The following is an 11214-nucleotide window of genomic DNA, read 5'->3' on the forward strand; positions in this document are numbered from 1 at the left end:
AAAAGAACGGATTGCTTCTATTTGTTTTGAACAGGAGGGGCGCTGCCTTGTCATGTTCTGCTTTTTTGGCAGGTGCTTGGCTAACGGATTATGAGTCCGTCGCTGTATTTTAAAGTTTTGCGAAGCTAAACGTTAAAAGCAGTTCTCAGGCCGGATAACAAGCGCCCAGCACCGTAGCGCGCCGTGCGCCTGTCACAGCGGGCAGTCCCGCAGGAATACGTTCGATATGCGCGTAAGCCAGCCAGGCAAAGGCCAGGGCTTCAATGGATTGCGGATCCATGCACAGCTCGGCGCTGGAGCGGATAGGCATAGTCACCAGATCGCCCAGGCGTTTCAGCATGGCAGGATTAGCAGCGCCACCACCACACACAATCAGCTCTTGAATCTGATCTGCGTAAGGCTGGATGGCCTGTGCAACGCTGTGTACGGTCAAATCCATCAGAGTGGATTGCACCGTAGCAGGCTGAAGCTCGCCTTTCGGATCAACACGATCCAGATGCTCCTGCAGCCACCCCAAATTGAACAGATCACGACCTGTAGATTTAGGAGCAGGCAGAGCAAACCAGGTTTCGCTCAACAGGCTGGCAAGCAAGGCAGGATCAGAAGCGGCGCTATCAGCCCATTGTCCGTCCTTGTCGTAGGGCTGGCCTTCATGCTTGCTCACCCAGGCATCCAGCAGCATGTTTGCCGGGCCAGTATCGAAGCCAAAAACATCGCGTCCAGGCAGCAGCAGGGAGATATTCGCAATTCCACCCAGGTTCAGAATGACGCGGCCATGTTCGTGACGGAACAGGGCTTCATGGACGATGGGCACCAAAGGTGCACCTTGGCCGCCCGCCGCTATATCCCGGCTGCGGAAATCCGCAATCACGTCCACTCCACAGCGTTCGGCCAGAAGAGCAGGGGCATTCAATTGCAGGGTGTAGCCCTGGTCAGGCGCATGGCGGATAGTCTGACCGTGTACGCCAATCGCACGGATCAGCTCTTTTTCGGGGCCTTGAGTCCAGGGCAGGCAAGCCTGGGCGTAGAGTTCGGTCAGTTGCTGGGCGGCGATGCTGGCGCGGGCCAGTTCGTTGTGCCCTGGATGCTGCAAAGCCAGCAGCTCGTCTCGCAGAGCAACTGGCATGGGCAGGCTGTGGGTTTGGTGTATCTGTGCCTCCTGTGGGCCGAAGGATGCCAGCACGGCATCCACACCGTCCATGCTGGTACCAGACATCAGTCCGATAAACAGGGGGGCTTTCATGGTTTAGCGGCTGGCCAGCTTCACGGGCTCAGCATCTGTGTGCAGCAAGGCAAAGCTGTTCTGGTAGGAAGCCAGGGTTTGCTGGAACTGCTTGCGCTGCGGGGCATCCAGAACGCGTGCTACTGGCAGGTCTACCGACAGGGGATCAACGGCTTTCTGGGCGATACGGAATTCGTAATGCAGATGTGGGCCTGTTGCCCAGCCCGTCGAGCCCACATAGCCAATCAACTGGCCTTGTTCTACGCGGTCGCCTTTGCGCAGTCCAGCGGCAAAGCGGCTCTGGTGAGCGTACAAGGTGGTGAACTGACCGTGATGCTTCAGGATGATCGTATTGCCGTAGCCGTTCTGGCGGCCAATAAACTCGACCGTGCCATCCGCGGTAGCGTGGATGGGGGTGCCGGATGGGGCAGCATAGTCCACACCCTTGTGGTCACGCCATCCGCCATGCACCGGATGGCGGCGACCGCCAAAGGTGGAGCTGATGCGGGTGAACTTCAGGGCGGTGCGCAGGAAAGCGCCTTTCAGGCTTTGGCCGCTGAAATCGTAATAACCGCCGGAGCCATTTTCAGGCTGGAACCAGGCGGCCTCATGGGTTTTGCCCTGATTGATGAACTCCACTGCCAGCAAGCGGCCCGAACCCACGTCCTGGCCTTCATGACCGTAGGACTCGTAGACCACGCGGAAACTGTCGCCTTTGCGCAGATCTTTCAGAAAGTCGATCTTGCTGCCCATCACATCCGCCATTTGCAGCGTGATGTTGTCGGGGATGCCGGCCTGATCGCTGGCACCAAACAGCGAGCTGTTGATCGTGGCTTGAGCCACGCGCACTCGGGTCTGGGTCAGGTCGGTTTGTTCCTGGGCGATAAAGCCATTGTTACCGTCCGGGCGTACTTCCAGCCAGCTGGCCAGACCTTGGCCGGACTGATCGGAGTAGGGGGTATGACGGTAGCGCAGCCATTGCAAATTGCCATTGGCATCCAAGGCAGCTTGGATGGTACGGCCAGGGTAAAGCTTGTAGATGGAGCGCGCTTTCTTGTCGTGCGTCAGAAATTGCAACAAGCCTTCTTCACTGACTTCCATGCGCTGGAGCAGGGCGGACAAGGTGTCGCCACGGCGGATGCGGGTTTCAGTAATGTAGGCTTGCTGGTCCTGGGCCTGCAGCACGGTCAGGTCCGAGGGCAGGGTCAAGGCGGTGCGGGCTTGGTAAATCTGGGGTTCCGGACTGCTGGGCATCACCACGGCAAGTGCACCGGCGGCTACAAAAGAGCCAAGGGCAAGCGTGATCAAACCGGCACGGATAAAAAGGGCTCGGGCGGACCGAGGCTGGTGGATGTTGAGGTGGGAGGAGGAGCGTTTCCCTTTGCTGAACATAAAACCAGAACCTTGTTGGACGTACGGTTTACCGTCCACCTGGCTGGCAGGCGGAGGTCAGTTGTACTGGGCGGACAGAACATTCCAGCCCTGGCGATCTGACCTGCGCGGGAATGATAAAATAATTCGGTTTACGAAACCTTGCTCAATTATTAAGCACGTCTCGCAATAGCAGGCTATCCTAGCGCATTAGGCTTAATTTTTCGAGCATTTTTACTCATTAGTTTGTCACCAGATTTGTTATGTCATCCCCCTCAGAGCCCCTTTCTCCAGAAGTCCTGGCTGATTTAGCCATCGTCAAACGCGGCTGCGACGAATTGCTCGTCGAATCCGAGTTTGCCCGCAAACTGGCGCGCAGCCATGCAACAGGACAGCCGCTGCGGATCAAGCTGGGTCTGGACCCCACGGCTCCCGACATTCACCTGGGGCACACAGTGGTGCTCAACAAGATGCGCCAGCTGCAGGATTTGGGGCATACCGTCATCTTTTTGATTGGCGACTTCACCTCCACCATTGGTGATCCCAGCGGCCGCAACACGACTCGTCCGCCCCTGACGCCCGAGCAGGTCATTGCCAACGCCAAGACCTACTACGATCAGGCTGCGCTGGTTCTGGACCCGGCCCGTACCGAAGTTCGCTACAACTCGGAGTGGTGCGACAAGCTCGGTTCGCGCGGCATGATTCAACTGGCTTCGCGTTACACCGTGGCCCGCATGATGGAGCGTGATGATTTCACCAAGCGCTTCAAAGCGAATCAGCCTATTTCGGTGCACGAGTTTTTGTATCCTTTGCTGCAAGGCTACGATTCGGTTCAATTGAAAGCGGACGTGGAACTGGGCGGTACCGACCAGAAATTCAATTTGCTGGTGGGTCGTGAATTGCAAAAAGAATATGGTCAGGAACAGCAATGTATTTTGACCATGCCATTGCTGGTGGGTTTGGACGGCGTAGAAAAAATGTCCAAATCCAAAGGCAATTACATTGGTATCAGTGAAACGCCGGACTCCATGTTCGGCAAGTTGATGTCCATCTCCGATACCTTGATGTGGCGTTACTTCGAGCTGTTGTCGTTCCGTAGTCTGGAAGACATCGCCGGTCTGCAAAAGCAGATTGAAGAGGGCCGTAACCCACGTGAAGTCAAAGTGGAGCTGGCACAGGAGATCGTCACACGTTTCCACAGCGCCCAGGCCGCCGAGCAGGCGCTGGAAACTTTCGATGCCCGTTTCCGTCGTGGCGAAATGCCCGAGGACATGCCCGAGGTAACCGTGGCGGGTGAACTGGCCTTGCTGCGTGTCTTGCGCGAAGCAGGTCTGGTTGCCTCCGGCAGCGAAGCCCAGCGCAATGTGGAGCAGGGCGGCGTGCGCATCAATGGCGAACGTGTGGACGATAAAGGTTTGCAACTGGAGCCGGGCAGCTATGTGCTGCAAGTGGGCAAGCGCAAGTTTGCGCGAGTCACTTTGACCGGCTGATTGATTGTGGAGGTCTGCAATGAAACTGCGTAGTGATTCTTTTCAAGATCAGAGCGTGATTCCCGAGCGTCTGGCGTTTTGCCGTTACGACGCGCAATCGAGAGTCGCCTTGGCCGGTAACGCCAATCCGCATCTGGAATGGTCCGATGTTCCCGAGCAGACCCAATCCTTTGTGGTTATTTGCCACGACCCCGATGTCCCCAGTAAACCGGACGATGTGAACCAGGATGGGCGCGAGGTACCGGCGGATTTGCCACGGGTGGATTTCTTTCATTGGGTCTTGATCAACATCTCGCCCGAACTGCGTAGCCTGGCAGAAGGCTCTTATTCCAAGGGCATCACGCCACGCGGTAAAGCCGGTCCACTGGCTCTGGACGATACACGCCAGGGCGTGAACGACTTTACCAACTGGTTTGCCAGCGACCGCGACATGAACGGTGATTACTTCGGCTACGACGGCCCGTGCCCTCCGTGGAACGATGCCTTGCCGCACCGTTATGTCTTTACGGTTTATGCCCTGGATATTGCCGAGCTGCCTTTGGAAGGTCGCTTCAATGGCCAGGACGTGTTGCGCGCCATGGAAGGTCATATTCTGGGTCGTGCATCCCTGACCGGCATGTATACCCTGAATCCCCGTTTGATCCAGCAATCCTGATTCCCCAGGGCGGACTGTTTGAGTTTTTTTCATATTCTCTTGAGTCCGCCTGCCGCCGCCTTACTTATTTCCATGTTTTTTGGGGTTTCTGCCACCAGAGACGTTTGTCTCGGTGGTTTGACGCGCTTCCGCGCTAAAATGTTGCTTTCTTAGTTTGCTACCACTTTATCCTTAGGAACCCTCATGTTTGACCGTTCTGCGACTCTTGACAAAGTTGACCCCGATCTTTGGGCTGCGATTCAAAGCGAAGATGTGCGCCAGGAGCAGCACATCGAGCTGATCGCCTCGGAAAACTACACCAGCCCCGCCGTGATGCAGGCCCAGGGCACACAACTGACCAACAAATACGCGGAAGGTTATCCTGGCAAGCGCTACTACGGCGGTTGCGAGTTCGTGGACGTGGTCGAGCAACTGGCTATTGACCGTCTGAAAGAGCTGTTCGGTGCAGAAGCCGCCAACGTGCAGCCCAACTCCGGTTCGCAAGCCAACCAGGGCGTGTACATGGCTGTGCTCAAACCCGGTGATACCGTTCTGGGCATGAGCCTGGCAGAAGGTGGTCACTTGACCCACGGTTCCCCCGTGAACGCATCGGGCAAGCTGTACAACTTCGTATCCTACGGTCTGGACGAGAACGAAGAGCTGGACTACGACGAGCTGGAGCGCCTGGCCAAAGAGCACAAGCCCAAGCTGATCGTGGGTGGTGCTTCGGCTTACGCCCTGCGCATCGACTTCGAACGCATGGCTCGTATTGCTCATGAAAACGGCGCCTTGCTGATGATCGACATTGCCCACTACGCCGGTCTGGTTGCTGGTGGTGCTTACCCCAACCCCGTGCCTCACGCTGACTTTGTGACGTCTACCACTCACAAGTCCCTGCGTGGTCCTCGTGGTGGCGTCATCATGATGAAGGCCGAACACGAAAAAGCCATCAACTCGGCTATTTTCCCCGGCATTCAAGGCGGTCCACTGATCCACGTGATCGCTGGTAAGGCTGTTGCGTTCAAGGAAGCTCTGGCTCCCGAGTTCAAGACCTACGCTGCTCAAGTTGTGAAGAACGCTGACGTTCTGGCCCGCACTCTGGTTGAGCGCGGTCTGCGTATCGTGTCCGGTCGCACCGAAAGCCACGTCATGCTGGTAGACCTGCGTCCCAAGGGCATCACCGGTAAAGTAGCTGAAGAAGCACTGGGCAAGGCTCACATCACGGTCAACAAGAACGCCATTCCTAACGACCCCGAGAAGCCATTCGTCACCAGCGGCGTGCGTTTGGGTACTCCTGCCATGACCACTCGCGGCTTTAAAGAAGCCGAAGCGGAATTGACGGCGCACCTGATTGCTGATGTACTGGACAACCCTCACGACGAAGCCGTTTTGGCGGACGTTCGTCGCCGTGTACACGAGCTGACTGCCAAGTTGCCCGTTTACTCCTCCAAGTAATCCAGCCGGAGCGGGCCGCGAGGCCCGCGATCTTGAATGAAGTGTCCGTTCTGCCACCATGCCGATACCCAGGTGATCGACTCTCGAATCACCGAAGAAGGCGACGCCATACGGCGACGTCGTAAATGCTCGGCCTGTGAACGGCGCTTCACGACTTACGAGCGTGCCGAGCTGAGCCTGCCGGTTGTGGCCAAGCGCAATGGCACTCGTATGGATTTTGATCCCGCACGTTTGCGGGCGAGCATGGGCGTTGCACTGCGCAAGCGTTCCATCCCCATGGCTCAGGTCGATGCCGCTGTACAGCGTATCGAAGAAAAACTTCAACTGACTGGCGAGCGCGAAGTCTCCTCCGAGACCATAGGCGAGCTGGTCATGGCCGAGCTCAAGCAGTTGGACCAGGTGGCCTATGTGCGCTTTGCCTCGGTCTACAAGAGCTTTAAAGACATCCGCGAGTTCGTAGAGGCGATCGACGAAATGAACGATCCCGACCGCGGCTAAGGCTATGGTCGAGCAAGAAGACGTCATCTGGATGCGGCAAGCCCTGGAGCTGGCCGAGAAATCCCTTTATATCAGTGCCCCCAACCCGCGAGTCGCCTGCCTGATCGTGCGCGATGGCCAATTATTGGCTTCGGGTTCAACACAGCAAGCAGGTGGCCCTCACGCCGAAGTGATGGCCTTGCGCCAAGCCAAAGAGCGCGGCGTCAGTGTGGCCGGTGCGACTTTCTACGTCACCCTGGAGCCTTGCAGTCACCACGGGCGAACCCCTCCTTGTGTCGATGCGCTGATCAAAGCAGGCGCTGGGCGTGTTGTCTTTTCCATGTACGACCCCAACCCCTTGGTGGCTGGCAACGGCGTTTCACGCTTGCGTCAGGCGGGTATTATCGTAGATGGCCCCTTGTGCGTAGAGCAGGCGCTGGCGATCAACGCCGGTTTCTTTGCCCGCATGACACGTGGACGTCCCTGGTTGTGGATGAAGATGGCTGCTTCGCTGGATGGCCGCAGTGCCTTGCCGGACGGTCGCTCTCAATGGATTACCGGGCCGCAGGCTCGTGACGACGGTCACCACTGGCGCGCCCGTAGTTGCGTCGTGCTGACAGGCATCGGAACCGTGCATGCCGATAATCCCTTAATGAATGTGCGTGCGGTTTCTACGCCGCGTCCCCCGATCAAGGCTGTGCTGGATACGCATTTACGCATGGACCCGAAAGCTGCCTTGCTGGACGGCACGCCGTGCTGGGTATTCAGTCACCGTCGTGATCCCGAGCTGGAGGCGGAGCTGGCAGATCGAAATGCACAGGTTATTCCCATGCCCTTGCACGAAGGTCAGGTGGATGTCCGTGCCGTTCTGGACTGGATGACAGATCAACAGATCAATGAAGTCCATGCAGAAGCCGGTGCTCGCCTTTCCGGTGCCTTGATTGATGCGGGTGTAGTGGACCAATTACTGATGTACCTGGCCCCCAAGATCCTGGGGCAGGGGCGAGGCGTGGCCGATATTACCGAACTGGCCGGGTTGGACGATGTAGAGCCGTTTGAATTTACCGATGTGCGCTTGCTGGGTGCCGACCTGCGCGTCCTGGCGCGCCAGCGCGATCATTGGGAAGCCTTGCTGCGAGCGGTGGGTGGAGCTTATCCGCCGGACTCGGAATAAGCTGTTTGTCCGCTTTACTGTTTAGTTGCTACTAATTAGCCGAAGAAAGAATTTGAGCACTTGCGTTACAAGGATAAGTGCTGCTATTATTATGGACTTGGCGTTAGCAGCTTCAAATTGCTTGGCCAAAAGAACAGTTAGGACAGGTGGCCGAGTGGTTGAAGGCGCACGCCTGGAAAGCGTGTATACGTTTATAGCGTATCGGGGGTTCGAATCCCCCTCTGTCCGCCAAAATTCTTATGCAAATCAGGTGGTTAAAGATTATATCGTGTCATTATAAAGACACTCTTTTTCTAACTGAATTGCACATCCCCCGGCACTTGTTGGGGGTGCTGTTGTAGGCATAGCTGGTACCAAAAATGCTTTCGGCTTTCTGTCCTGCATTTTCATCAGCCTCGGGCATCCACTTAGCGTAAATTTTGGCAATCATTGTCCAGTCGCGATGCCCCATCTGTTTTGCGACCCACATTGGATGTTCTCCAGCACTTACCATCATTGAGGCATAGGTGTGTCTGGTTTGGTAGGGCCATCTGTAGCGAACCCCAGCGGCTTTCAAAATTCGTATCCAGGCATCTCTGATTTGTTGGTCGCCTGTCCAGCGTTGGCCTGTGCCTGGGTTAAGAAATATGGGATCGCCTTTAAGGAAGGTGTGTGGTCGTTGTGCCTGCAGCGCTTCAAGCGTGGGCTTTAGGATTTTGATTTCCCTCAGCCCTGACACGGTTTTCGTGGTTTCAGCTTGACCTTTAGATGCTTGGGTCATAGCACGGCGAATTCTTATATAACCACGAACAAAATCAACATCTCCCCAGTTTAGAGCAATTAGTTCACTGGTTCGAACTCCTGTCCAGAACGAGAACTTGATTTGATTGGCCATGTCCTGGGTGCATTTTGCCAAAATGGACTGTTGTTCTTCGATCGTGAATGGGTCAATGTCTTCCTCTTCCTTTATCTGGGCTTTTCGTTGATAGCAGAAATCAGTCATGAAATTGACATCCAGCAGTTCATCATCAACTGCATCAGAAAGAGCCTTGCGAATAACGCTTTGTATATTTGCTAAACGCTTGTTGCCGCATCGCATGGCTGCTAACCAGTCTCGCGTGTCTTTTCGGCGCCATTGGGGTAAGAGCAAATGGCCAAACTGAGGAATAACTAAGTTATCGATGATTTTCCGGTAACCCTCATAACTGGATGCCTTCAAAACAGGTTTTTGTGAACGCAGCCATTTAGTTAGATATTCTTCCACATGTTCTGTTTGACCGCTTGCGGTGAAAAACATCTTTGCTTTCGGGCTGTCAGGGAAGTAATTTGCATACTCAAATGTGCCCTGATCGATAGCGTGAATAATTGCAGCTCTCTGCTTCTCAACGCGCTTCAGATTTGCTGGTGTTGGTTTTAGCTGAATATTTTCTCTGCATCTAAAGCCCTGGTACTGAAATGTAATTTGAATGCTGCTTTTTGATGCAGGCTTGACGCCACTACCATTCCTACTCATATGCAATTACCATAAAACGAAAACGAGCAACACCATGCTGGGCTTGAGTGTACAAGCTTTGGGTAAGACCTGAGACAAGGTTTCGGGTTCTACCCAAAACTGGCGAAAATGTACAAAATATAAAAAGGTATGCCCCCTAATTAAGGGGGGCTGAGTATAATTTCGACTAAGTTTAGTCAAAACCTGAGAGGATTACTCGCCATCCTCACGAGGGATTGTCTCACGACAGATCCGGCGTCCAAAACATCTGGATCGTCAGTCCGGGCCCCTCTTAGCGCCAACTCACTGGCCTGGGGGGAACTGATTTTTCACGCGCTTTATCTCCTGCCGCCGTGAATTGTTGGGCAGCCGCGCAGTCCTTACCGCAAGGTAGGGCACGGTATTTATCAAGCTTCGGTTGTTAAGGAACGTGCTATACATCAGCAATTGGATGTATTATTAGTCAATGACTTAGTAAAGTCAACAGCTACCTGACCGTTATATTTATTATTTATGAACCATGATCACCCCAACTCTTCCGACAATCCCGAATTTGATGCGCCATATCATGTAAAGCGTGCTATTAAAATTGTGGGAAATGGAGCGCTCTTAGCTGAAAAACTTGGTGTCACAGCGGTGACTATCAGCGACTGGTCATCAGGAAAACGCCCTGTGCCAATTATTCGATGTGTTGAGATCGAAGAATTGACCTGTAATGAGGTGACTCGAAAACAGTTACGGCCAGAAGATTGGTATCAAATATGGCCAGATTTGCGCGATAAAAAAGCATAATCATAAAGCACTTTTGTTATTTCTTCGGTAGCGCTCTTGGTTGAGCTTATTGTGCCTTTTGTTAATGTTGGTTAAGAACCCGGCTCCTGGTCGGGTTTTTTATTTATGGGGTTGTTTTTAATGCCATAGTTTGAGGCTCAGTGTTGTGATGTTGTAGGGCTAATGTCCTCTCTTTTAAAAGCACCCGCTCAAGCCGTAGCAGTGGAGGGCGGATCTGCATACCCGGTTAGTGTGCCACATCGTTCTCGCGTTCAAGTGCTGCACGCCGCCGGCGGCGCTTGCGGCCAACTGGCCGTCTTCGACACTTGAGCGCTGCGCTGCGACGTGTTTTCAGGTTCCGGGCAGTTCCGCCCCAGCAACCGGAGAGACCGAATGACAACGAAAGCACAACAGCAGAAATTTATTAAGTCAGCCGATGAGCATCAACAGCAAATCATTAAGCTTTTGCGGGCGGTGGCGTGTTACCGCGGCCTGGATCAAACATGGTCCGACTGGGTAGAAATGGGCGCCATCGCCATATCAAATGCCGTCGATAAAACGCAGTACCAACAGCGCGAGAAACGTTATCTTGAAATTGTGGCGCAGTATCAAAAAGAGGAAGTGAGCAGTTTAGTTAAGGCATTTGCGCACCTGGTGCAGTGCTGGGAACAGCGTGTCGCAACAGGTGAGTTTGGTGATGTACTGGGCTCAACGTTCATGATGATGGAAATGGGCAACGCAAGCACAGGACAGTTCTTCACCCCGTACGAAGTGTCTCGATTGATGGCTGGCATCTTAATGGCTGACCATAGCGCATGCCAGGCTCAACTTAAGCAGCAGGGGTTCATCACGCTGCAAGAGCCAGCATGCGGAGCGGGTGGCATGGTAGTTGCCGCAATACACGCATTGGTTGACTCTGGCATTAACTACCAGCAAGCGCTACATGTCACAGCCATCGATATTGATCGGCGATGTGTCCACATGACATACCTTCAGCTGGCGTTGTTGCATGTGCCAGCAATCATTATTCAAGGGAATGCGCTCTCACTGGAAGTGTTTGAAACATGGTACCGGCGTCTGTCCTCATCGCCCGTCGCCCAGCGACGATAAGTGTTCAAGCCGATACCGAGTTCGATGCATGCGCTCTGC

At 54.5% G+C, this 11214-nt stretch carries 10 protein-coding genes and 1 tRNA gene; 8 read left to right on the forward strand and 3 right to left on the reverse strand.

Going from position 1 to position 11214, the window contains the following annotated elements; translation table 11 throughout:
* Nucleotides 1-145: 145 nt before the first annotated feature.
* Together ACLPGZ_RS17245 and ACLPGZ_RS17250 are read right to left on the reverse strand one after the other, a co-directional pair.
* Complete coding sequence (locus ACLPGZ_RS17245) at nt 146-1243, reverse strand: anhydro-N-acetylmuramic acid kinase (protein ID WP_429641742.1); 1098 nt, start codon at nt 1241-1243, stop codon at nt 146-148.
* Between the two features lie 3 nt (nt 1244-1246).
* Entirely contained in the window at nt 1247-2614 is a 1368-nt protein-coding gene (locus ACLPGZ_RS17250; RefSeq protein WP_026484381.1) for a M23 family metallopeptidase, read from the reverse strand.
* Between the two features lie 242 nt (nt 2615-2856).
* Between ACLPGZ_RS17250 and tyrS the strand changes: the two genes are divergently transcribed.
* The 6 genes from tyrS to ACLPGZ_RS17280 all read left to right on the forward strand — a co-directional run bounded on the left by tyrS (nt 2857) and on the right by ACLPGZ_RS17280 (nt 8054).
* Nucleotides 2857-4083 carry a tyrosine--tRNA ligase gene (gene tyrS, locus ACLPGZ_RS17255; protein WP_009460677.1) on the forward strand — a complete coding sequence of 409 codons (1227 nt, stop codon included), beginning with the start codon at nt 2857-2859 and terminating at the stop codon, nt 4081-4083.
* Between the two features lie 19 nt (nt 4084-4102).
* Entirely contained in the window at nt 4103-4738 is a 636-nt protein-coding gene (locus ACLPGZ_RS17260; protein WP_009460679.1) for a YbhB/YbcL family Raf kinase inhibitor-like protein, read from the forward strand.
* 183 nt (nt 4739-4921) lie between these two features.
* A complete protein-coding gene (glyA, locus tag ACLPGZ_RS17265) occupies nt 4922-6172 on the forward strand; it encodes a serine hydroxymethyltransferase (RefSeq protein ID WP_009460681.1) in 1251 nt (416 codons plus the stop codon).
* Nucleotides 6173-6208: 36 nt separating this feature from the next.
* Nucleotides 6209-6670, forward strand: coding sequence for a transcriptional regulator NrdR (gene nrdR, locus ACLPGZ_RS17270; RefSeq protein WP_003801815.1), 462 nt, complete (start codon nt 6209-6211; stop codon nt 6668-6670).
* Between the two features lie 4 nt (nt 6671-6674).
* The gene (ribD, locus tag ACLPGZ_RS17275; protein ID WP_429641744.1) at nt 6675-7823 is read left to right on the forward strand and encodes a bifunctional diaminohydroxyphosphoribosylaminopyrimidine deaminase/5-amino-6-(5-phosphoribosylamino)uracil reductase RibD; all 1149 of its coding nucleotides are present in this window, start codon (nt 6675-6677) and stop codon (nt 7821-7823) included.
* 140 nt (nt 7824-7963) lie between these two features.
* Nucleotides 7964-8054 (forward strand) — tRNA-Ser (locus ACLPGZ_RS17280).
* 43 nt (nt 8055-8097) lie between these two features.
* On the opposite strand, the gene ACLPGZ_RS17285 is transcribed toward ACLPGZ_RS17280, so the two are convergent.
* Nucleotides 8098-9315, reverse strand: coding sequence for an Arm DNA-binding domain-containing protein (locus ACLPGZ_RS17285; protein ID WP_063689893.1), 1218 nt, complete (start codon nt 9313-9315; stop codon nt 8098-8100).
* 492 nt (nt 9316-9807) lie between these two features.
* On the opposite strand from ACLPGZ_RS17285, the gene ACLPGZ_RS17290 reads away from it, so the two are divergent.
* Nucleotides 9808-10086 (forward strand): transcriptional regulator, encoded by a 279-nt coding sequence (locus tag ACLPGZ_RS17290; RefSeq protein ID WP_080655548.1) that lies wholly within the window; start codon nt 9808-9810, stop codon nt 10084-10086.
* A 372-nt stretch (nt 10087-10458) separates the two neighbouring features.
* Nucleotides 10459-11175 (forward strand): N-6 DNA methylase, encoded by a 717-nt coding sequence (locus ACLPGZ_RS17295; protein WP_369327160.1) that lies wholly within the window; start codon nt 10459-10461, stop codon nt 11173-11175.
* The last annotated feature ends 39 nt before the right edge of the window (nt 11176-11214 follow it).

It is taken from the genome of Alcaligenes sp. Me129 (assembly GCF_050487245.1).
GTDB classification, from domain to species: Bacteria; Pseudomonadota; Gammaproteobacteria; order Burkholderiales; family Burkholderiaceae_B; genus Alcaligenes; species Alcaligenes phenolicus.